Here is a 22,470-nt window from a genome sequence, read left to right on the forward strand (position 1 = left end):
ATTACACGAGCTCGTTCGGGTCCATTTCCTGTTCCGCTGGTTGCCTATCGCAAAATGCATCTGCAAGGGTCTGTCGGCTGGAGTGGACCACCGGGGAGGGCCGATGCGGGTCGTTGCGGTCATGAACTACAAGGGCGGCGTGGGGAAAACCACGCTGACGGCGAACCTCGGAGCGGTGGCCGCCGCGCGAGGGTTGAAAGTGCTGCTGCTCGATCTCGATCCTCAGACGAACCTGACTTTTTCCTTCTATTCCGTAGAAGACTGGCAGGACCGGCTCAAGGACGACCGCACCATCAAGCGGTGGTACGAGGGCGACATGCCCGGCCGGGATGTCCCCCTGGGCGATCTGATCGTGACGCCGGAGCGGGTCAACAAGCTTCTCGACGACACGGGCGGCCGGCTCGACCTCATCTCGTCGCACCTCGGGCTCATCGACATCGACCTCGAACTCGCCGCGAAACTCGGCGGCACCACGATCGGCTCGTCGAAGCGCAAGTTCCTCGACCTGCACGGCTGCCTGCGCAACGCGCTGCAGGACAGCCAGTTCCAGGACTACGACCTCGTGCTCGTCGACTGCGCGCCCAATTTCGGCCTGGTCACCAAGACCGCGATCGTGGCCTGCGAACAGATCCTCGTGCCCGCGAAGGCGGACTACTTGTCGACACTCGGGCTGGACTACCTCTACGGCAACTGCGCCTCCCTGGTCCAGGAGTTCAACGACTACGCCAATCACGGGGGCGGTACCGAGGAGCACTGGCCGATCGAGCCGTCGTTCCTCGGGGTGGTGTTCACGATGGTCCAGATCTACTCGCAGCAGGTCACGCTCGCCCAGCACGGCTACATCGAGGAGGTCCGGCTGAATTCGCGGGTTCCGGTGCTGGAGAACAAGGTGCGCAACAGTCCCCGCCACTTCGGTGACGCGGGCGAGAGTGGCATTCCGGCCATGATGCGCGCGTCCGCGGCCAAGGACGAGGTCGTGCGGGAGTTCGACCGGCTCGCCGACGAAGTGCTGGGTGCGCTGGAGCTGACGGGCGGCGCTCGGTGACCGAGTTGAAGACCCTCGTCGGCCTGCAGGCGCAGGTGTTCGCGTTCCTGGCACAGCAGGACGAGGCGACGTTGCAGGCACTCGCGGCCGGTGAGGCACAGTTGGCGATTCTCGGCGCGTCCGGCGCTTCCGTCGCAGCACCACCGGCTCCTGCCGGCAAGCCGCGCAGCGACTCGGAACGGCTGGCCGAGGGGCTGGCGACACTGACCACCGAACAGGACCGGCGGAGTCTTCTCGCGGCGGCCAAACCGACGAAGCGGACGCTGGGCGAAGTGGCGAAGGAACTCAAGATCAAGCGGTACAGCCACCTCACGGTCGCCAAACTGGTCGATCTGCTCGCCCGCCACGGAGCCGTCGAGGCCGAGGCGCCCGCCGGTGATCACGAACCAGGACCAGCTCACCTGGAACCCGAGCAGCCGGCGGAGCCGGAGAAGTCGCCGGCCGAGGTCGCCGCCGTCGTCGTGCAGTTGCGCGAAGCCGAAAGCGAAGAGGAAGGCGCCGAGTACCTGCGGGCGCAGCAGCTCGACCGGGCGAGCCTGCTCGCCGTTGCCGCCGAGCTGCAGCTCACGCGCGTGGACCGCCTGAGCCGGGCCGACCTGGAGAAGAAAGTCCTGAAACAAGCGATCTCCGCCCGGCGCAAGTTCGCCGGCCTGCGGAGCTGGTGAACACCGATGACCGACGTGGCTGAGGACACGACCAGCGGCCGCTCGATGTACCTGCTCGGCGGCCGCCGGGTCATGGTCTCGGATCTGCTGGGCAACGGGTTGATCAAGCCCGGTACCCCGCTGCAGTTCAAGCGGTCCCGCATCGGCGACACGTTCCACGCGACGGTGACCGAGCAAGGCCGCATCCGGCTCGAACCGAGCGGTGAAGAGTTCCGCTCGCCGTCCCGGGCGGCGATGGTGGCGGCGGGAATGCGGGCCGTCGACGGCTGGCGGGCGTGGCTGGTGGTCGACCAGGACCGGTTGCTGGACGCCGTTCGCCAGGAATTGCTCGACCAGGCGATCACCGCCGAGGCGGCGAAGACGCACCAAGAGTCCGAGGACAAGACGCGCCAGGCCATCCACGAGCGGCTCCGGCAGGCCCGGGCCCGGGCCGAGGAGAACAAGCCCGAGCGGATCTCGGTCCGGGAGCTCCTCGGGTTCTGGGGTGCGAAGGACCGCGGCGACCAGGTCAGCCAGATCGAAGCGGACCTGGCCAACCACGGCTTGGTGACCTCACCCGGCTTCCGCGCGGTCACCCTCGACACCGTCGTGGTCCTGACCACCCCACCCGAGGACGCCACCGCGGAGCCGACGTCCGGCGACGTTCCCGCGGGAGAGGACGACGAGGGTGACGGCGACCTGGATGTGGGCCTCACGGTCGGCAACTTGACCGAGCTGGACGGCGTCGAGTCGATCAACCCGAACGGCACGCTCGAAGAAGCGATCACCAAGATGATCCTGAACGATGTTTCCCAGCTGGCCGTTCTCAATGGTCCCCGCAACCTCCGCGGCGCGGTCACCTGGCGTTCGATCGCCGAGGCGCGACACCGCAAGCCCGACGCCACGTTCGCGGACGCCATCGATTCCAGCGCGCAGGCCGTGCCGTACGACCGTGACCTGTTCGAAGTCCTTCCGGTGTTGCAGGAGCACAAGTTCGTGTTCGTCCTGGACGAGACCCGGGCGGTCAAGGGAGTGGTGACGACGACGGACGTCGCTCGGCACTACGGCGAGGTGTCCACGCCGTTCTTCCAGCTCGGCGAGCTCGACCAGACGTTGCGGTGGATCCTCGGCCGTGCTTTCGACCTCCCCACGATCCAGCGGTTCTGCTCCCGGCGGGTCAACAGCTTCGACGAGCTCTCGATGGGCGACTACCAGAACATCCTGAGCAGGGAGGACCTCTGGCGGCAGCTCGGCTGGCCACTCGATCGAGCGGTGTTCATCGAGCACCTGGAGCAGATCCGGCTCATCCGCAACAAGGTCATGCACTTCCACCCCGACCCCATCCCCGCGGACGCCGTCGACAAGCTCCGACGGTTCAACCGGATGCTGCACCGGTACCGGGATCTGCTCTAGCCCAAGTGCGTCGGCGCGAACATCTTCAACACCGCCGGCAACACCACCACCGAAGGTCCCCTCCTCCGCAACGCCTTCGCCACATCCGCACCCACCGTGTCCAGTGTGGACAGCACCGCCGAGATGCCGAAGGACTCGGCCAACGCCACGAAGTCCGGCCGCGCCAATTCGGTGGCCGTGGTCGAGCCGAACGCGTCGGTGAGGTATTCGCGCAGGATGCCGTAGCCGCCGTCGTCGATCACGAGCCAGGTCACGTCGAGGCCGTGCTGCCGGGCGGTGGCGAGTTCGGCCAGGCCGTACATCGCGCCGCCGTCGCCGGAGACGGCCAGGGTGGGGACGCCGGAAGCGGCGGCGCCCAGGGCGCCGGGCAGGCCGTAGCCCAGGCCGCCCGCGCCCTGGGCGGTGTGGATCGGCGCGCCGTCGGGCGGCCACGCCGACCAGGCCCAGTAGGCGGCGATCGTCATGTCCCAGAAGGTCTGCGCGCCGTCGGGCACGGCGGCGCGCAGGTCGGCGAGGAGGCGGCGTTCCACCGCCAGGTCCTGACTGTCCAATCGGGACTCCACCCGCGCGAGCAGGGTCGAGACGGTCGCTTCGGCGCGTCCGTCGGCAGCGCGCACCGGGACTTCCAGCGCCCGCAGGAACAGGCGCACGTCGGCGTGGATGCCGAGGGCGGGGTAGTTCGACTCCAGCTTGCCGAGGTCCGCCTCGACCTGGATGACCCGCCCGCGCGGTGCGAACTCGCGGTAGTTGCTCGACAGCTCGCCCAGCCCCGACCCGAGCACCAGCAGCACGTCGGCGTCGGCGAGGAGCTCTGTGGTGTGCCAGTCCTCGGCCCACGAGCGCGCGGAAAGCTCATGGTCCCAAGGGAACACGCCCTTGCCGCCGAACGTCGACACCACCGGTGCGCGCAGTGCTTCTGCCAGGGCAATCAGCTCGGCACGAGAACCGGATCGCAACGCGCCACCGCCGGCGAGGATCACGGGGTTCGAAGCGCCGGCCAGCAGACGTGCAGCCTCCGCCACGAGTTCCGGCAGCGGCTCGAGCGGCGCCGGCGAAGCGGCCACCGCCGACAACGGCGGCAGCGCCACCGGTGCGAGCAGCACGTCCTGCGGGATCTCCACCCACACCGGCCCGTACGGCGCCGTCGCGGCGGTCGTCCACGCTTCGCGCAGTGCGGTCGGGATCTGGCTCGCGGTGCGGACCACGTGTACCGACTTCACGACGTCGCGGAAGCTCGCCTGCTGGTCGGGCAGCTCGTGCAGGTAACCGTGGCGCCCGCCGCCGAGCCCGGCCACCGGGATCTGGCTGGAGATCCCGAGCACCGGCACCGACGCGGCCCGCGATTCCTGCAGGGAAGCCAACGTCAGCAACGCACCCGGGCCGGTCGACACGATCATCGGCGTGACCGGCACCGGGCCGTCCGGAGAAGCCGTCAGCCGCGCGCGGGCGAAGCCGTCGGCCGCGAAGGCCAGGTTGTTCTCGACCCGCGAGCTCACCACCCGCACGTCGGGCGCGCGCCGCAGCGCCTCGAACAGGCCCAGCGCGTGCTGGCCCGGCAGCCCGAACACCGTGTCCGCGCCGAGCGCGCGCAGCGTCTCGACCACGAGGTCACCGCCGATCCGGGTCATGCGGACTTCTCCAGCGCCAGCAGGCTCACCAGGTCGTAGGCCACGTGCGAGGCCGCGACCGCGGTGATCTCCGCGTGGTCGTAGGCCGGGGCCAGCTCGACCACGTCGGCGCCCACCAGGTGCAGGTCGCGCAGCCCGCGCAGGATCTCCAGCAGCTCGCGGCTGGTCAGGCCACCGGCCTCGGGTGTGCCGGTGCCGGGCGCGTGCGCGGGGTCGAGCACGTCGATGTCCACCGACACGTACAGCGGCCGGTCGCCGATGCGCCCGCGCAGCGCGTCCACGGTCTCGTCGACGCCGCGGCGCAGCACGTCGCCCGAGGTCACGATGCCGAAGCCGAGCCGGCGGTCCTCTTCGAGGTCGCGCTTGCCGTACAGCGGGCCGCGCGTGCCGACGTGCGAAAGCGCTGCGGTGTCGAGGATTCCTTCCTCGACGGCGCGGCGGAACGGCGTGCCGTGCGTGTAGGGCTCGCCGAAGTAGGTGTCCCACGTGTCGAGGTGCGCGTCGAAGTGCAGCAGCGCCACCGGGCCGTGCTTCTTCGCCGTGGCCCGCAGCAGCGGCAACGCGATGGTGTGGTCCCCGCCCACGGTCACCAGCCGCGTGCCGCCGGCCATGAGCGCTTCGGCGTCCTGCTGCACCTTCTCGATCGCTTCGCCGATGTGGAACGGGTTCACCGCGATGTCGCCCGCGTCCACGACCTGGCGCTCGGCGAACGGCGACACGTCCAGCGCCGGGTGGTACGGCCGCAGCAGCCGGCTCGCCTCGCGCACCGCCGAGGGACCGAAGCGCGCGCCCGGCCGGTAGGACACCCCGGAGTCGAACGGCACGCCGACCACGGCGACGTCGGCGTGGTCGACCTCGTCGATCCGCGGCAGCCGCGCGAAAGTCGCGAAGCCGGCGAAGCGCGGGATGCGCGACGAGTCGAGCGGGCCGATCGGGGGCAGGTCACTCACTGCGGGTTCTCCTCGGTGGTGTTCGGGCGATGGTGTTCAGGCTTGCGCGGCGGCGGGGGTTTCCGCGGCCGCTTCCTCTTCGGCGGCCGCCGAGCCGTTCAGGCGTCGGGTCCACACCGCCAGGATGCTCTCGGGGGTTCGCGGCGTCACGAGGCTCACCACGACGTACACGACCAGGCTCGCGCCGAGACCCCAGTAGATCGGGCTGTTGGCCGCCACGCCGTCGATGATCATGAACGCGACCACGAACCCGGTGCCGGCCACCATCGACGCGTACGCGCCCTGGCGCGTGCCGCGCTTCCAGAACAGCGCGCCGAGGATCGTCACCAGCAGGCCGCCGACGAGGATGTCGTAGGCGATGGTCAGCGCGTTCACCACGTCGTCCACGACCATCGCGATGCCGATCGCGACGATGCCGAGCACCAGTGTCGTGATCCGGTTGCGCAGCACCTCACCGCCCTTGAGCCCCACGCGCCGCAGCAGGTCCGAGGTCGTGGTGGTGGCGCACGCGATCAGCGCGCCGCTGGAGGTGGACATCAGCGCCGAGAGCGCGGCGGCCAGCACCAGCCCGCGCACGCCGGTGGGCAGCAGGCGTTCGGCGATGGTCGCGAACGCGTCCTGCGCGCTGCCGAGGTCGGGGTAGAGCACCTTCGCGGCCGTGCCGATCAGGGCGCCGGCCACGCCGTAGACGAGGCAGTAGGCGCCCGAGATGATGCCGCCGCCGGTCGCGATGCGCGGGGTGCGCGCGGTGAACACGCGCTGCCAGATGTCCTGCCCGATCAGCAGGCCGAAGGTGTAGATGAGGAAGTAGGTGAGGATCGTGTCGCCGCCGATCGAGGCGAACTCGAAGTAGCTCGCGTCGAGTTTCTCCGCCATGCCGCCGAAACCGCCGGCGGACACGAGCGCGATCGGCAGCAGCACGAACAGGATGCCGATCGTCTTGATCACGAACTGCGCGATGTCGGTGAGCGTGATCGACCACATGCCGCCCAGCACCGAGTACAGCACCACGATCGAGCCGCCGATGGCGATGCCGGCCCAGCTCGGGATCGAGAACAGGACCTTGAAGATCGACGCGAACGCCAGCGTGGAGGTCACGGTGAGCATGAGCGTGTAGCCCCACATCACCACGCCGGACACGGCGCTGGTGCGGCCGCCGTAGCGCAGGTCGAGCATCTCGCCGACGGTGTACACGCGCAGCTTCACCAACCGCCGCGCGAACACCGCGTGGAGCACGAGAATGCCGACGCCGATGGTGACCACGAGCCACGCGCCGGAGACGCCGTAGGTGTACCCGAGCTTCACCCCACCGACGGTCGAGGCGCCGCCGAGCACGACCGCCGACATCGTGCCCGAGTACATGAACCAGCCCAGCCGCCGGCCCGCCACGAGGTAGTCGGACTTCGTCTTCGCCAGGCGCAGGCCGATCCAGCCCACGCCGATCATGCCCGCGATGTACAGCGCGATCACCGCGTAGTCGCCGCCCACGGGGGTCCTCCTCGGTTCTGCGGGGGTGTTCGGGTCACCGTAGGTTCACGGGTCGCCACTCCGGCATGGGACGATTCAGCCAGGAACCGTCGAAAGCCGGGATGAAATGACCCAGAACCTGGAGCACGAGTCCGGGGACGTGAATGTCCCGCTACGGACGGTCGTCGGCAACCCGGAGCTCGCGCTCGACGTCGTGCGCGAGACGCTGCGCCCGGGCAGCCTCGACGCGCCGGTGCGCTGGGCCCACGTGAGCGAGCTCGACGACCCGGCGCCCTACCTGCTCGGGGCCGAGCTGGTGCTCACCGCGGGCGTGAACCTGCCGCGGGAACCCGACCGGTACGTGGAGCGGCTGCGCGAAGCCGGCGTGACGGCGCTGGGCTTCGGCCTCACGCCGACGGTGTCGGAGACGTTGCCGGAGCCGTTGCGCGACGCCTGTGTCCGCCACGGCCTGCCGCTGGTCGTGGTGCCGCCGCGCACGCCGTTCCTGGCGATCAGCCGGGCTGTCGCCGTGGCACTGGCCGAGGCGGGGCAACGCGAGCAGCGGCGGACGGCGGTCGCGCGCGAAGCCCTCACCCGGGCCGCCGGGGACGGCCTGGGCGCGCTGGTGACGGCACTCGCCGAGCGGCTGCGCGGGTGGGTGGCGCTCGTCGGGCCCGCGGACGCGCTCGTGGCCGGCCACGACGCGCCCCAGCCGTTGCCCGCCGAGGTCGCCGAGCTGCTCACCACCCTGCGCGCCGGGTCCGGCATCCGCAGCGCGACCACGGAGCTGCCGGACGGCACGTACGTGGTGGCGCAGCCGGTGTACCCGCAGGCGACGGCCGCGCATCTGCTGGTGCTGGGCCGCCGGCGCCGATTCGACGGCGGTGACCGCGCCATCCTCGCCGTGGGCGCGGCCCTGCTCGGGCTCGTCGGCCGCGCCGGGTCCGACACGGCCGAGCTCGGCGCGGCCGCCACGGGCCTGCTGCTGGGCCAGGGCGGCGCCGACGTACTCACGACGCTGCTGGGCTCGGCCGAGTGCCGGCTCGTGGCCGGCGTCCCGCACCGCCGCGGCCCGGACGAAGTGACGGCACGGCCGGACTGGCTGCGGGTGCGCCTCGACACCCCGCTCGTGCAGGTGCGGTCCGGACCGCGGTTCCTCGCTCTGGTCGGCGCCGCGCCGGAGCTGGACGGGCTGCGCGAACACGGCTGGCTCGCGGTGGCCGGCTCGCCGGTGTCCGCCGACGGGCTGCCGGACGCGCTCGCCGAGGCCGAACTGCTGCTCGCGCGGGCGCAGTCGCTCGGCCGGCCCGTGGTGGCCGCCGACCCGCTCGGCTTCGACGCACTCGTGGCGCCCGGCGCCGCGGCCGGCTTCGCCGAGCGGGTGCTCGCGCCGCTGCGGGAGCTGGACCGCGCGCACGACCGCGAGCTGGTCGCGACGCTGCGGACGTGGCTCGCGCACCACGGCGGCTGGGATCGCACGGCCGCCGAACTCGGCGTGCACCGCAACAGCGTGCGGCACCGGATCGGGCAGGCGGAACGCGCGCTGGGCGTGGATCTCGCGGATCCGGAGACGCGGATGCGACTGTGGTTCGCGTTGCGGTGGTCCGATTCCTGACGTCCGGGGCGGGAGTGTCCACTCAGGTCTCTCAGGTGCTCTCAGGAAACTGTGGGATTGTGGTCTGGTGCGTGTTCTGGTAGTCGAAGACGAAGAGCCCTTGGCCGATGCGATCGCCCGCGGGCTGCGCCGTGAGGGCATGGCGGTGGACGTCGCGTTGACCGGTGACGACGGGCATGAGAAGTCGTCCGTCACGCGGTACGACGTGGTGCTGCTCGACCGTGACCTGCCCGGGATGTCCGGCGACGAGCTGTGCCGCGAGATCGTGGCGTCGGGGGAGCTCACGCGGGTGCTCATGCTCACCGCGAGCAGTTCCGTCTCCGACCGGGTCGACGGGTTGTCCCTCGGTGCGGACGACTACCTCGCGAAGCCGTTCGCGTTCCCCGAGCTGGTCGCCCGCGTGCGCGCGCTCGGCCGCCGCGCGACGCCGGCCGCGCCGCCGCTGCTCACCGCGGGCGACGTGGAGCTCGACCCGGCGAAGCGCATCGTGCGCCGCGCGAGCGGGCCGATCGAGCTCACCCGCAAGGAGTTCGGGGTGCTCGAGGTGCTGCTGTCGGCGTCCGGTTCGGTGGTCAGCAGCGAGGAGCTGCTCGAACGCGTGTGGGACGAGAACGCCGACCCGTTCACCACCACGGTGCGGGTGACCGTGATGACCTTGCGCAAGAAGCTGGGTGAGCCCGGGATCATCGAGACCGTGGTGGGCTCGGGGTACCGCGTACCGGTCACGGAGGCCGGCGCGTAGTGGACCTGCCCGGCACACGCAGCCTGCGGGCCCGGGTCACGATCCTCGCCACTGTGCTGGTGGCCGCGGCCGGACTGCTCCTGCTGTGGCTGGCCTGGTCGCTCGTGGGCGACGCGGTGGACGCCGTGCCGCACATGCCGCCCGGCACGATCGTGCGCGTGGACGGCGTCGACGTCGACGCGTCCACGCTCGCGCAGCACCTGCGCACGCACGCGGTGAACCGGGTGCTGATCTTCGGCTCGCTCGCGTTCTGCTTCGTGGTGGCCGCGGCCGCCATCCTCGCGTGGACCTTCACCTCACGCGTGCTGCTGCCGCTGCGCGAGATCACCGGCACCGCGCGGCGGCTTTCGGTGGAGTCGATGGGCGAGCGCATCGGCGAGATCCGCTCGCGCGACGAGCTCGCCGAGCTGGCCCGCACGTTCGACGACATGCTCGACCGCCTGCAGGCCGCGTTCGACGCGCAGCGGCACTTCGTGGCCAACGCGAGCCACGAGCTGCGCACGCCCCTTTCCGTCATCCGCACCGAACTCGACGTCACGCTCTCCGACGACGAAGCGGACGAAGCCGAGTTGCGCCGCATGGGCGGGGTGGTCCGCGACGCCACGGACCGCGCCGGCCAGCTCGTGAACTCCCTGCTGCTGCTCGCCCGCACCGACGGCGCCGGCCTGGTGCTGCGCGAACCCGTGGACCTCGCCGTGCTCGTCGGGCGCGCGTGGGCGGCCGTGCGCGCGGAAGCTTCGGCACGCGGCCTGCGCGCGGAGTTCTCGACGGCCGCCGCGCCGGCGTTCGGCGATCCCGCGCTGCTGGAACGCATCGCCGGCAACCTCGTGGAGAACGCGGTGCGCCACAACGTCGACGGCGGCTGGCTCGAAGTCTCCACCCAGCCCGGCCCGCAGTGGTCGACGCTGCGCGTGCGCTCGTCGGGAGGGCTGCTGGATCCCGCGGCGGTGCCGGAGCTGTTCGAACCGTTCCGCCGGGCCGGTGTCGCGCGCACGGCCCGTTCGGGCGCGGGCCTGGGACTTTCGATCGTGCGCGCGGCCGTTCAGGCCCACGGCGGCGCGATCTCGGCGGAACCGGTGGTGGGCGGCGGGTTGACGGTCACGGTGCACCTGCCGGTGGGGCCGCAGGGCATGCCGGCCCGCTGACGTTCGCGCGCGTCCGGTGTGCTCGGTGCCGGGCCGCTTCGGCGTGCTCCGACGTCGCCCGATTGACGCTGACCCGGCCCCGCCCGGTTGTGTGATGATCAGTTCATGGGGATGCGACGGTGGCGCTGGCTCGCGCCGGTGCTGGTGCTCGCGCTGGGAGTGGGCGCGGGCCTGGCGTTGCTGGTGGGTGCGGCGGTGCGGTCGGAGGCGGTGGCGGTGGATCGCACGCCGGTGCCGTTGGCCGGGCACCGGCCGTGTGCCGCGGTGCAGGTGACGTTCGACGACGACCGGCTGATGCGGCGCGACGCGGAGGCACTGGCCGGCGACGAGCAGGCCCGGCGCGTGTACACCGAGACCAAGGCCGAGGCCTGGGTGCAGTTCCAGGACCTGTTCAAGGACGATCCGCGACTGGTGTCGCAGCTGGGGCCGGACAACATGCCGGCCACGCTCACCGTGATTCCCGTGCCGGGCACGGACTTGAAGGCGTACGCGGCCGAGCTCGGCAAAAGGTTCCCGAGTGCGCAGAGCTCCGAGCCGTTCGACGTCGAGTCCGTGCGCCGGCAGGTGGCGCCGGATTCGGGGAGCCCGCTGTGCCCGCCGGCGGGAGAGCTCTGACGGGGACGGGTCCCGGCCCGGTGTGTGATGATCCCGGCATGGGGATTCGGTGGTGGCGCTGGCTCGCCCCGGTGCTGGTGGTCGCGCTGGGCGCGGGCGTCGGTTTGGCCTTCGTCGCGGCGGCGATCGTGCGGCCCAAGCCGTTGCCGGTGGATCGCACGCCCGTGCCGCTCGCCGGGCACCGGCCGTGCGCGGCGGTGCGGCTGTGGTTCGACGGCGACCCCGAGATGCGCGACGCGGCCGGAAAGCTGCGCGACGACCCGACGGCCCGGCGCGTGTACACCGAAACCAAGGCCGAAGCCTATGTGCGCTTCAAGGACCTCTTCAAGGACGACCCCGAGCTGGTGCGGCTCACGCCACCGGACGCCCTTCCCGCGTCGGTGACCGTGGTTCCCGTGCCGGGCACCGACCTGAAGGCGTACGCGGCCGAGCTCGGCAAACGGTTCCCGGACGCGAAGAAGGCCGAGGACCTCGACACGAACTCGGTGCGGGACAAGTTCCCGCCGGACAAGCGCGGTCCGGTCTGCCCGCGCGCAGGGGAGTTCTGAGCGGTAACGAAACGGCCCCCGGCGATGATGAGGGAGCGTGGGAATTCGTCTGTGGCGCTGGCTCGCGCCGGTTCTGGTCGTCGCGCTCGGGGCGGGCGCGGGTGCCGCGTTCCTGGTCGCCGGGGCGGTGCGGCCCGTGGTCGCGCCGTTGGTCAAGGCGGCGGGGCACCAGCCGTGCGTGTCCGTGCAGCTGTTGTTCCGCACCGACGACGCCATGAGCCGCGCCGCCACCGCTCTCTCCGGCGACCCGCGAGCGCACCACGTCCTGACCGCGACCCAGGCCCAGACCTGGGCGGGGTTCAAGAAGGTCTCCGCGAAGAACCCGGGGCTCATCGCCCGCAGCAGTGAGAGCGCCATGCCGGCGGTGGCGACCGTGATTCCGTCGCCGGGCACGGATCTCACCGCCTACGCCGCCGACTTGAAGCAGCGGTTCCCGGAGGCCTGGAAGGTCCAGCAGCTCGACCTGGAACCGGTGCGGGAGCAGTACACGCCGCTGTTGCCGAACTTCTGCTCGTAGCCCCGAACCGGGGTGGCCGTCCACATCGGACGGCCACCCCGGTCGGAACTCAGGTCCGGAACTCAGGTCCGAAAGTCAGACCGGAAGCTCAGGCCACCGGCACCGAAGCGACACCCGGGGCCAGGAACGGCTTGCCGGTCACCCGCTCCGACACGCCCGCGCGGTCCAGGTACGGCGTGATGCCGCCGTTCCAGAACGGCCAGCCCGCACCCAGGAGCAGGCACAGGTCGATGTCCTGCGCCTCCGCGACCACACCCTCGTCGAGCATGAGACGGATCTCCTGGGCGATCGCGTTCAGCGCGCGATCGCGCACCTGCTCGGCCGTGGACGGGTTGTCGCCCCGCGTCCACAGCTCGGCGACCTCCGGGTCCACCGACGCGGTGCCGGAGGAATCCCAGGTCCACACGCCCTTCTTGCCGGCCTTCACGAACTTCGCCAGGTTCTCGCTCACCGTGAAGCGGTCGGGGAACGAGCCGTGCAGCGTCTCGCCCACGTGCAGGGCGATGGCCGGACCCACGAGCTGCATGAGGTTCAGCGGCGACATCGGCAGGCCGAGGGGCTCCAGGGCCGAGTCGGCCACCTCGAACGGCGTGCCCTCGTCCACGGACACCAGCACCTCGCCGAGGAAGCGCAGCAGGAGCCGGTTCACCACGAACGCCGTGGCGTCCTTCACCAGCACGCTCGACTTCTTCAGCTGCTTGCCGACCGAGAACGCCGTGGCGAGCGTGGCGTCGTCGGTCTTCTCGCCGCGCACGATCTCCAGCAGCGGCAGCACGGCCACCGGGTTGAAGAAGTGGAAGCCCACCACGCGCTCGGGGTGCTGCAGCTTCGAGGCCATCGCGCTGATCGACAGCGACGACGTGTTGGTCGCGAGGATCGCCTCGGGGGAGACGTGCTGCTCCAGCTCCGCGAATACCGCCTGCTTCACGCCCAGCTCTTCGAACACGGCCTCGATCACGAAGTCGGCGTCGGCGAACGCGGCCTTGTCGAGCGAGCCGGTCACCAGCGCCTTGAGCCGGTTGGCGCCGTCCGGCGACAGGCGCTTCTTGGCGAGGAGCTTGTCGATCTCGTCGTGGACGTAGCCCACGCCCTTGTCCACGCGCGCCTGGTCGACGTCGGTGAGCACCACCGGCACCTTGAGGCGGCGCACGAACAGCAGTGCCAGCTGGCTCGCCATCAGGCCCGCGCCCACGATGCCGACCTTGTTCACCTTGCGCGCCAACGCCTTGTCCGGCGCACCGGCCGGGCGCTTCGCGCGCTTGTTCACGAGGTTGAACGAGTAGAGCCCCGCGCGCAGCACGTCGGACATCAGCAGCTCGGCCAGGCCGTCGGTCTCCGCCGCGTAGCCGCGGTCGAGATCGTTGTTCCGCGCCAGCTCCAGCAGCTCCACGGCCTTGGTCGCACCCGGCGAAGCGCCGTGCGTGCGCCCGGCCACCACGGCCTTCGCGCGCGCGATCGCCGCGTCCCAGCCGGCGCCGCGGTCGATCTCGCGCCGCGCCGGGGTGACCTCGCCGTTCACGACCTTCGCGAGCCACAGCAGCGACTGCTCGAGGTAGTCGGCCGAGCCGAACACCTCGTCGACGATGCCGAGCTCCGCCGCCTGCTTCACGTTGAGCATCTTGTTCTGCGCCAACGCGTTCTCGATGATCACGGTGACGGCGGCGTCGGCGCCGATGAGGTTCGGCAGCAGCTGCGTGCCGCCCCAGCCCGGGAACAGACCGAGGAACACCTCGGGGAACGCGATGGCCGCGGTGTTCTCCGACAGCGTGCGGTAGTGGCACGACAGCGCGAGTTCCAGCCCGCCGCCCATCACCGCGCCGTTGACGAAGCCGAACGTCGGGATCGTCGACTCGGTCAGGCGCCGGAACACGTCGTGGCCGGTCTGGGCGATCTTGCGGGCCAGCGCCGGGTCCGACACCGCCTCCACCCCGGACAGATCCGCGCCGACGGCGAAGATGAACGGCTTGCCGGTGACCGCGATCGCCGCGGGCTCGGCTGCGAACGCCACGTCCAGCGCCGCGTTCAGCGACACCAGACCCTGCGGGCCGAACGTGCTCGGACGCGTGTGGTCGTGGCCGTTGTCGAGCGTGATGAGCGCGACCGGCTTCGTGAGCCCGGGCACCTTCACCAGCCGCGTGACGGCGGTGGTCACGACCTCGTCCGGGAACGCGGCCTGGGCCTCTTCAGCGGTGAAAGTCATTTACTTCGCCCCCTCGAACGCCGGGTTCTCCCAGATCACGGTGCCGCCCATGCCGATGCCGATGCACATCGTGGTCATGCCGTAGCGCACGTCGGGGCGCTCGGCGAACTGGCGCGCCAGCTGCGTCATCAGCCGCACGCCGGACGAGGCCAGCGGGTGGCCGCACGCGATGGCGCCGCCCCACTGGTTCACGCGCGGGTCGTCCTGGTCGATGCCGAAGTGGTCGAGGAAGGCGAGCACCTGCACGGCGAACGCCTCGTTGATCTCGAACAGGCCGATGTCGTCGATCGACAGGCCGGTGCGCTTGAACAGCTTCTCCGTGGCCGGGATCGGGCCGATGCCCATCACCTCGGGCTCGACACCCGCGAACGAGTAGCCGACCAGCCGCATCGCGACGGGTAGGCCCAGCTCGCGCGCGGTTTCCTCGTCGGCCAGCAGCGACGCGGTGGCGCCGTCGTTGAGGCCCGCCGCGTTGCCCGCGGTGATGCGGCCGTGGGGGCGGAACGGGGTCTTCAGCTTCGCCAGCTGCTCCACGGTGGTGCCCGGCCGGGGCGGTTCGTCCTCGGTGGCCAGTCCCCAGCCGAGTTCCTTCGACCGCGTGGCCACGGGCACGAGCTCCGGGCCGATCTTGCCGGTCTTCACGGCCTCGGCGTAGCGCTCCTGGCTGCGCGCGGCGTAGGCGTCGGTGCGCTCCTTGGTGATCTCGGGGAACCGGTCGTGCAGGTTCTCCGCGGTCTGGCCCATCACGAGCGCGGTCGGGTCCACGAGCTTGTCGGCGATGATGCGCGGGTTGGGGTCCACGCCCTCGCCCATCGGGTGGCGGCCCATGTGCTCGACGCCGCCGGCGATGGCGATGTCGTACGCGCCGAAGCCGATGCCGCTGGCCACGGTGGTGACGGCCGTCATCGCGCCGGCGCACATGCGGTCGATCGCGAAACCCGGCACGGACTTCGGCAGCCCGGCCAGCAGCGCGGCCGTGCGGCCGATGGTGAGGCCCTGGTCGCCGATCTGGGTCGTCGCCGCGATGGCGACGTCGTCCACGCGCTCGGGCGGCAGCTCGGGGTGCCGCCGCAGCAGCTCACGGATGGCGTTGACGACCAGGTCGTCCGCTCGGGTCCCGGCGTAGATGCCCTTGTCGCCCGCCTTGCCGAAGGGGGTGCGTACCCCTTCGACGAACACGACGTTGCGCACCCCACGCGCGGTCGGCGCAAGGGGCGGCGTTGCTGGTGCGGCCACGAATGCTCCTGAAGTAGACAGAAATCCTGTCCGCACGATAGCCCTTGTTACCCACGGGTAACCAGTCGAGTGGCCCGGACGAGTGGGCGACGGCACACTCCCGGGCGCCCGGGAGCCTCAGGACCGCAGGTGGGCGAGCCAGCCACCCTTCGCCGAGATGTCCTCCGCGCCGGCCAGCGCCGCCGGCTCGCACAGGAACCCCGAGACCTCCGAACCGTCCGCGAGGCGCACGCGCCCGATCGCCAGCGGCGCGGGGACCGCCGCCACGAACGCGCCGAAGCCGGCCACCGGGAGGTCCCAGACCTCGGCCTTGATCGCGACGCCGTCTTCCGCCACGCGCACGAGCCCGGGTTTCGGCGGGGTCGTCGCCAGGGCGTGCAGCCGGTACTCGGGCGCGGTCTCGGTCGCGGCGACGAAGCGGCCACCACGCGAGGTCAGCTCGTGGTTGAGCGGCTGCCCCCGCAGGTGCGCCCCGACCACGGCGAGGCGCACGCGGTCCTCGACGCTGCGGGCCAGCGCGGCCAGCTTCGCGTCTGCGTGTCCGGGGCCGACGAGCATCACGCCGAACGGCAGGCCGCCGACCGTACCGACGGGCACGGCGAGCGCGGACAGGCCGAGCAGATTGGCGAAGTTCGTGTAGCGGCCCAGCGCGGCGTTCGCGCCGACGGGGTCGGCGGCCACCTCGGCGAGCGTCGGGTGGCCGGTGGTGGTCGGCAGCAGCAGGGCGTCCACTGTGGAGAGCACGGCGTCGGCCTCGCGCTTGAAGGCGGCGAGCTCGGCCTGGTCGGCGAACACCCGGTGCGCGGGCAGGTCGCGGGCCGCGGTGATGATGCCCGCGACGGTCGGGTCGACGTGGTCGCGGTGCTTCTCGACGAACTCGCCGACCGCGGTGTAGCGCTCGGCGACGAACGAACCCTCGTACAGCAGCCGTGCCGCGGCGAGAAAAGGCGACAAGTCCACAGTGGTCACCACCGCGCCGGCCGCGGCGTAGCGCGCCACCGCGGCGGCGTAGGCCTCGGCCCAGCCGTCCTGCAGCGGGCCCGGGGAAGCCGGAACGCCGATCCGGAAGGCGCCCTCTTCCGCCAGGCACCGCAGCGCGAGCTCCGCCTCGCCGACCGTGCGCGCGAAGATCGACACGCAGTCGATGCTCGCGCACGCCGGCACGACGCCGTTCGTGGGCAGCAGCCCCGGCGTCGGCTTCAGGCCGACGATCCCGTTGAACGCGGCCGGGACCCGGCCCGAGCCCGCGGTGTCCGTGCCGAGCGCCAGGTCCGCGATCCCGAGCGCGACGGCGACCGCCGAACCCGAGCTCGACCCGCCGGACACGTACGCCGGGTCGACGGCGTTGCGCACCGCGCCGTGCGGGCTGCGGGTGCCGACCAGGCCGGTGGCGAACTGGTCGAGGTTCGTCGTGCCGAGCACCAGCGCGCCCGCCGCCTTCAGCCGAGCCACCACGGGTGCGTCCGTTCCGGGCTCGTAGGCGTAGGCCGGGCAGCCAGCGGTGGTCGGCAGCCCGGCGACGTCGATGTTGCCCTTCACCGCGGCGAGCCGCCCGTAGAGAGGAAGCGGCTCCCCGGCCGCGTACCGAGCTTCGAGTGCATCGGCTTCGGCCGACAATTCGGCCTCCGGCCGCAGGTCGACCCAGATCTCGGGCCGGTCGACCAGCTCGATCCGCCGGTAGGCGGCGTGCACGCGTTCGCGGATCATCCGAGCACCACCAGCGGGGTGCCGGGCGCGACCTGGTCGCCGGGGGACACGAGAACTTCGAGCACCTTTCCGTCGGCGGGTGCGGGGATGCGCGCCTCGGTTTTCATGGCTTCCAGCGTGACCAGCGACTGCCTGCGGTCCACCCGGGTGCCGGCCTCGACGTTCACCTGCCACACGGTGGCGGCGAAGGGCGCCTCGACGACGTGCCCGCCGGGCGGCGCCTGGACGCGTGCGGGCGGGCGCGTGACGGGCTCGGGTTTCGGGTCGAACTCGCCCGCCGCGGCCCACGCCCGCCGTTCCGCCTCGAAGGCCGCCGCCTGCGTGGCACGGAAGCCGGCGATGCTCTCGGCGTTGTCGGCGAGGAAGCGCTGGTAGTCGGCGAGCCGGAACTCCCCGTCGGTGATGTCGAGGTCGAGCTGCCCGGCCGAGCCGCGGGCGCGCAGGTCCAGCAGTTCGTCGGCCGACACCGGGTACCACGAGATCCGGTCGAAGAACCGCAGCAGCCACGGCGAACCCGGCTCGAACGCGCCGCGCTGGTGCCAGCCGCTCCACACCTGCACGGTGCGGCCGACGAACTGGTACCCGCCCGGCCCTTCCATTCCGTAGATACACAGGTAGGCGCCGCCGATGCCGACCGAGTTCTCGGCCGTCCACGTCCGGGCCGGGTTGTACTTCGTGGTCACCAGCCGGTGGCGTGGGTCCAGCGGCGTGGCCACGGGTGCACCGAGGTACACGTCGCCGAGCCCGAGCACGAGGTACTCCGCGTCGAACACCGTGCGGTACACCTCGTCCACACTGGACAGTCCGTTGACGCGGCGGATGAACTCGATGTTCCACGGGCACCAGGGGGCGTCGTCGCGCACGCCCGTCATGTACCGCTCGATCGCCTCGCGCGTGGCCGGGTCGTCCCACGAAAGCGGCAGTCGCACGCCGCGGCTGGGCACCACCAGGTCCGCGGTGCCCGGCAGGTCGCCCTCCAGCTCGCGCACCAGGCCGAGCGCCTTGCCGACCGGCAGCGCGTCCGGGTCCACGTGCACCTGAAGCGACCGGATGCCCGGCGTGAGGTCGACGATCCCCGGCACGCCTTCGGCGGCGAGGCGCTCGGCCAGCGCGTGCACGCGCATCCGCAGGGCGAGGTCCAGGGTCAGGTCGCCGTACTCGACGAGCAGGTTGTCGTCGCCGCTGCGCCGGTAGGTCACCGACGGCTCGTCGTTCTCCGGGGCGCGCCGGGCGAGCACGCCGCCGTCGTCGAGCGCCGCGCGGCTGGCGAGCAGCGGGACCGCCGGCCGGTGGCGCAGGGTCGCGGCGTGGTCGGCGTCGATCGGCACGAACCGCACGGTGTCGCCCGGACGCAGCTGGCCGAGCTTCCAGCGCTCACCGGTGGCGACCGTCGCCGGGCAGACGAAGCCGCCGAGGCTCGGGCCGTCGGGGCCGAGCAGGATCGGCAGGTCGCCGGTGTAGTCGACGGCGCCGATCGAGTACGGCGTGTCGTGGATGTTGGACGGGTGCAGCCCGGCTTCCCCGCCGTCCTCGCGCGCCCACTCCGGGCGTGGCCCGACGAGCCGGACGCCGGTGCGCGCGGAGTTGAAGTGCACCTGCCACTCGGTGCGGTAGAAGGTCTCGATGTCCGTGCGGGTGAAGAACTCCGGTGCGGCGTGCGGTCCTTCCAGCGCGCCGATCGTCCACCGGGTACCCAGGCCGGGCCGGTCGCCGACGGGGACGGCGCCGGCGACCGGGTCGGCGGGCTCGGCGCCGGGCGTGAGCACGTCGCCGGCCGCGAGCGCGCGGCCGCCGTGGCCGCCGAACCGGCCGAGCGTGAACGTCGCCGTGCTGCCGAGGAACCCGGGCACGTCGACGCCGCCCCGCACGAGCACGTAACTGCGCAGGCCGGCCGTGCCCGCGCCCACGTCGAGCGTGCCGCCGGCCGGAACCACGAACGGCGTCCACGCGGGAACCGGGGTGGCGTCGAGGAGCACCGGCGCGGTGGCGCCGGTGACGCAGACCGTGGTGTCGGCCGAGAACCGCAGGGCGACACCGTCCACAGTGCACTCCAGGCCGGTGGTGCCTTCGGGGTTGCCGAGCGCGACGTTGCCCAACCGGAACGACAGGTCGTCCATCGGGCCCGACGGCGGCACCCCGACGTGCCAGAAGCCGGTGCGGCCCGGCCACTCCTGCACGGTGGTCATCGTGCCGCCGCGCACGACGTCGATCCGCGGCTCGTCGTCGGTGACTCCGTCGAGGGTCGCGGTGTCGTGCCGGGCGGCCGCGAACGCGGGATCGACGGCCGCGGCGCGCAGCTGGCCGAGGTTGGTGCGCAGGCCGCCGACCGCGGTGGCCGCCAGGGCCGTGCGCAGGTTCGCCAGGGCGTCGGCACGGTCGGTGCCGGTGCAGATCACCTTGGCCAGCAAGGGATCGTAGTGGGTGGTCACGGTGGTGCCGGCCTCGATCCAGGTGTCCACGCGGACGTCCGGCGGCAAGGAGACGCCGGTGACCAGGCCCGCGCTCGGCCGGTGGTTCGCGCTCGGGTCCTCGGCGTAGACGCGGGCTTCGAACGAGTGTCGCCGTGGCTCGGGCGGCGCGGTGGTGAACATCCCGCGGTCACCCTGGGCGAGCCGCAGCATCCAGCCGACCAGGTCGACGCCGTACACGGCTTCGGTCACCGGGTGCTCTACCTGCAACCGGGTGTTGACCTCGAGGAACGCCGCCTCCTGTCGCACCGGGTCGTACACGAACTCGACCGTGCCGGCCGAGCGATAGCGCACCGACGAGCACAGCGCCACGGCCGCGTCGGCGAGCTGGCGCCGCACCGCGTCCGGCAGGTCCGGTGCCGGGCACTCCTCCACCACCTTCTGGTTGCGCCGCTGCAGCGAGCAGTCGCGCGTGCCCAGCGCGAGGACCGCACCGCGCCCGTCGCCGAACACCTGCACCTCGACGTGCCGGGCGTGGGTCACCAGGCGTTCCAGGAACACCCCGGAGCTGGCGAAGCTCTTGGCCGCCACGCTGCGCACGGTGTCCCAGGCCGCGGCGAGCTCCTCGGGCGAGGCGCACGCGCGCATCCCGATCCCACCGCCGCCCCCGGTCGCCTTGAGCATCACCGGGTAGCCGATCTCAGTCGCTGCCGCCAGCGCTTCGTCGAGGTCGGCCAGCAGCCCGGTGCCGGGCAGCAGCGGTACCCCGGCCGCGATGGCGGCCTCTCGCGCGGTGTGCTTGCTGCCGAACACTTCCAGGTGCTCGGGGGCCGGGCCGACGAACGCGATCCCGGCGTTCTCGCAGTCCCGGGCGAACGCGGTGTCCTCGCTGAGGAAACCGTAACCGGGGTGGATCGCGTCGGCGCCGGTGTCGAGCGCGGCGCGGATGATCGCGTCGGCCCGCAGGTAACTCTCGGCCGCGGGTGCCGGACCGAGCCGCACGGCCTCGCCGGCCAGCCGGACGTGGGGCGCGGTGCGGTCGGCGTCGGAGTACACGGCGACGGTGGGGAGGCCCAGCTCGTGGGCCCCGCGCAGGAGGCGCACGGCGATCTCGCCGCGGTTGGCGACCAGGAGCTTCACGCCGCACGCTCCGGGCCGGTCACGACCATCCGCACCGGCGTCGGGTCGAACCCGTTGCAGGGGTTGTTGATCTGCGGGCAGTTGGACACCAGCACGAGCACGTCGGTCTCGGCTCGCAGCCGAACTTCCAGGCCCGGCGCGGAAAGGCCGTCGACGATGCCGAGCGTGCCGTCGGCCTCCACGGGCACGTTCATGTACCAGTTGACGTTGCTCACCAGATCGCGTTTGCCGAGGCCCCACTTGCTGCCCTCGATGAGGAAGTTGTCGGCGCAGGCGTGCTGGAACCGGGTGTGCTGGCCGTAGCGGAGGCTGTTGGACTCCTTGCTGCACGCGCCGCCGAGGGTGTCGTGGCGGCCGCAGGTGTCGGCGACCACGGTGACCAGCGGCGCGCCCTCGCCGGTGCGCAGCACGCTGCCGGTGGTGAGGAAGATGTTGCGCTGCGCGGCGATCGTCGCGGCGGCGCTGTAGCGGCGGGAGGTGTCGGCCGCGTCGTAACACAGGAAGTCGACGGCCTGGTTGCCGCCGAGGTCGATGATCGTGAGCTCCTCGCCGCGCCGCAGCACCGTGGAGAACGGTGCTCGCGCGGGCACTTCGACGTCGAGCAGGGTCGTGGTCATACGATCCCCCGGGCGGTGAGGTGGTCGGCGGTGTTCTCGAAGGCGCGCTGCGCTTCCGGGGTGTGGGTCCATTCCGGACTGTCGGGTGTCGTGGGCCGGTCCCGCCACGCGAGAACCCGCAGCGGGCTCACGGTGAACGCCGCGCGCGGATCGAGCGGGTGCGCGGTGTTGGCCAGCAGGACGACCACCGGCAGCTCGATCCGCAGGTCCACCGAAGCTCCGGGCCCCGCCGAGCCGGTGAACCCCAGCTCGCCGTCGGGGCCGACCCGCACCCCCTGGAAGAACGACAGGCTGGGCGGCAGATCCCGGGGACCGAGGCCGTTTTTCGCCGCGGCCAGCGTGAACAGCGGCAGCCCGGCCGGCGACGGGCCTTCCGGTGCGCCGTCGCCGTAGCGCTCGGTGTTTCCGTCCACAGTGGACGTGCCGCACAACGCGTCGTGCCGGCCACTGGTGTCGGCCACGACGGTCGCGAGCACCCGGGCTTGGTCCGAAAGCAGGGCGACGGACTCGCCGAGGTAGGCGTTCCACTGCACCTTCACGGTGTCGGCGACGTTGAGCCGTTCCCACGGCGCCTCGGCGTTGAACAGCAGCAGGTGCGCGCAGGCGTCGCCGCCGGGGTCGGTGAGCCGCAGCCGGGTGCCGCGGGCGAGGACCTGGTGCGTGTAACCGCCGGCCGCGACGGTCTCGGCCCAGGTCAGCGCGTTCGGATCCACCCCGGGTGGGGCGGGCGATCCGGCCGCCGGGATCGTCGGCATGGCCTCGACGAGGGTGCCGGCTTGGGCGCGGGCGTGGTCGCGCGCGCCGTACGTGGTCGCGGTGGTGCTCATGGCCGT

At 72.0% G+C, this 22,470-nt stretch carries 18 protein-coding genes; 9 read left to right on the forward strand and 9 right to left on the reverse strand.

Annotated elements, in window-relative coordinates:
* Positions 1 to 103: 103 nt before the first annotated feature.
* From VSH64_RS02440 to VSH64_RS02450, 3 genes are read left to right on the forward strand one after another with little or no spacing between them, the layout of a single operon-like run.
* Positions 104 to 1,045: a ParA family protein gene (locus VSH64_RS02440; RefSeq protein WP_326833805.1), complete on the forward strand. Its 942-nt coding sequence runs from the start codon at positions 104 to 106 to the stop codon at positions 1,043 to 1,045.
* Positions 1,042 to 1,710 carry a hypothetical protein gene (locus VSH64_RS02445; protein WP_326833806.1) on the forward strand — a complete coding sequence of 223 codons (669 nt, stop codon included), beginning with the start codon at positions 1,042 to 1,044 and terminating at the stop codon, positions 1,708 to 1,710. Before VSH64_RS02440 ends, VSH64_RS02445 begins: the two co-directional genes overlap by 4 nt.
* Before the next feature lie 6 nt (positions 1,711 to 1,716).
* On the forward strand, positions 1,717 to 3,102 hold the full coding sequence (locus tag VSH64_RS02450) for a restriction system modified-DNA reader domain-containing protein (protein ID WP_326833807.1): 1,386 nt from the start codon (positions 1,717 to 1,719) through the stop codon (positions 3,100 to 3,102).
* On the opposite strand, the gene VSH64_RS02455 is transcribed toward VSH64_RS02450, so the two are convergent.
* The 3 genes from VSH64_RS02455 to VSH64_RS02465 are packed head-to-tail and all read right to left on the reverse strand — an operon-like array spanning position 3,099 to position 7,168.
* A complete protein-coding gene (locus VSH64_RS02455) occupies positions 3,099 to 4,730 on the reverse strand; it encodes a thiamine pyrophosphate-binding protein (protein ID WP_326833808.1) in 1,632 nt (543 codons plus the stop codon). The genes VSH64_RS02450 and VSH64_RS02455 overlap by 4 nt on opposite strands.
* A complete protein-coding gene (gene speB, locus VSH64_RS02460) occupies positions 4,727 to 5,671 on the reverse strand; it encodes an agmatinase (protein WP_326837882.1) in 945 nt (314 codons plus the stop codon). Before speB ends, VSH64_RS02455 begins: the two co-directional genes overlap by 4 nt.
* A gap of 45 nt (positions 5,672 to 5,716) precedes the next feature.
* The gene (locus tag VSH64_RS02465; protein ID WP_326833809.1) at positions 5,717 to 7,168 is read right to left on the reverse strand and encodes a sodium:solute symporter; all 1,452 of its coding nucleotides are present in this window, start codon (positions 7,166 to 7,168) and stop codon (positions 5,717 to 5,719) included.
* Between the two features lie 106 nt (positions 7,169 to 7,274).
* On the opposite strand from VSH64_RS02465, the gene VSH64_RS02470 reads away from it, so the two are divergent.
* The 6 genes from VSH64_RS02470 to VSH64_RS02495 all read left to right on the forward strand — a co-directional run bounded on the left by VSH64_RS02470 (position 7,275) and on the right by VSH64_RS02495 (position 12,329).
* Positions 7,275 to 8,762 (forward strand): PucR family transcriptional regulator, encoded by a 1,488-nt coding sequence (locus VSH64_RS02470; RefSeq protein ID WP_326833810.1) that lies wholly within the window; start codon positions 7,275 to 7,277, stop codon positions 8,760 to 8,762.
* 67 nt (positions 8,763 to 8,829) lie between these two features.
* Entirely contained in the window at positions 8,830 to 9,504 is a 675-nt protein-coding gene (locus tag VSH64_RS02475) for a response regulator transcription factor (RefSeq protein ID WP_326833811.1), read from the forward strand.
* Entirely contained in the window at positions 9,504 to 10,649 is a 1,146-nt protein-coding gene (locus tag VSH64_RS02480) for a sensor histidine kinase (RefSeq protein WP_326833812.1), read from the forward strand. The genes VSH64_RS02475 and VSH64_RS02480 overlap by 1 nt, the downstream gene beginning before the upstream one ends.
* A 105-nt stretch (positions 10,650 to 10,754) precedes the next feature.
* Positions 10,755 to 11,264 (forward strand): permease-like cell division protein FtsX, encoded by a 510-nt coding sequence (locus VSH64_RS02485; RefSeq protein ID WP_326833813.1) that lies wholly within the window; start codon positions 10,755 to 10,757, stop codon positions 11,262 to 11,264.
* A 38-nt stretch (positions 11,265 to 11,302) separates the two neighbouring features.
* A complete protein-coding gene (locus tag VSH64_RS02490) occupies positions 11,303 to 11,812 on the forward strand; it encodes a permease-like cell division protein FtsX (RefSeq protein ID WP_326833814.1) in 510 nt (169 codons plus the stop codon).
* A 37-nt stretch (positions 11,813 to 11,849) separates the two neighbouring features.
* Positions 11,850 to 12,329: a hypothetical protein gene (locus tag VSH64_RS02495; RefSeq protein ID WP_326833815.1), complete on the forward strand. Its 480-nt coding sequence runs from the start codon at positions 11,850 to 11,852 to the stop codon at positions 12,327 to 12,329.
* Positions 12,330 to 12,417: 88 nt separating this feature from the next.
* Here the strand turns inward: VSH64_RS02495 and VSH64_RS02500 are convergent, their stop codons facing one another.
* The 6 genes from VSH64_RS02500 to VSH64_RS02525 form a co-directional block, all read right to left on the reverse strand.
* The gene (locus VSH64_RS02500; RefSeq protein ID WP_326833816.1) at positions 12,418 to 14,529 is read right to left on the reverse strand and encodes a 3-hydroxyacyl-CoA dehydrogenase NAD-binding domain-containing protein; all 2,112 of its coding nucleotides are present in this window, start codon (positions 14,527 to 14,529) and stop codon (positions 12,418 to 12,420) included.
* Positions 14,530 to 15,720, reverse strand: a complete 1,191-nt coding sequence (locus tag VSH64_RS02505; protein ID WP_326837883.1) for a thiolase family protein — start codon at positions 15,718 to 15,720, stop codon at positions 14,530 to 14,532.
* 162 nt (positions 15,721 to 15,882) lie between these two features.
* Positions 15,883 to 17,472 carry an allophanate hydrolase gene (gene atzF, locus VSH64_RS02510; protein WP_326833817.1) on the reverse strand — a complete coding sequence of 530 codons (1,590 nt, stop codon included), beginning with the start codon at positions 17,470 to 17,472 and terminating at the stop codon, positions 15,883 to 15,885.
* Positions 17,469 to 21,020, reverse strand: coding sequence for an urea carboxylase (gene uca, locus VSH64_RS02515; RefSeq protein ID WP_326833818.1), 3,552 nt, complete (start codon positions 21,018 to 21,020; stop codon positions 17,469 to 17,471). The genes atzF and uca overlap by 4 nt, the downstream gene beginning before the upstream one ends.
* Positions 21,017 to 21,637, reverse strand: a complete 621-nt coding sequence (locus tag VSH64_RS02520) for an urea amidolyase associated protein UAAP2 (protein WP_326833819.1) — start codon at positions 21,635 to 21,637, stop codon at positions 21,017 to 21,019. The genes uca and VSH64_RS02520 overlap by 4 nt, the downstream gene beginning before the upstream one ends.
* On the reverse strand, positions 21,634 to 22,464 hold the full coding sequence (locus VSH64_RS02525; RefSeq protein ID WP_326833820.1) for an urea amidolyase associated protein UAAP1: 831 nt from the start codon (positions 22,462 to 22,464) through the stop codon (positions 21,634 to 21,636). The genes VSH64_RS02520 and VSH64_RS02525 overlap by 4 nt, the downstream gene beginning before the upstream one ends.
* Positions 22,465 to 22,470: the final 6 nt, after the last annotated feature.

Source organism: Amycolatopsis rhabdoformis (assembly GCF_035918295.1).
Lineage (GTDB): Bacteria > Actinomycetota > Actinomycetes > Mycobacteriales > Pseudonocardiaceae > Amycolatopsis > Amycolatopsis rhabdoformis.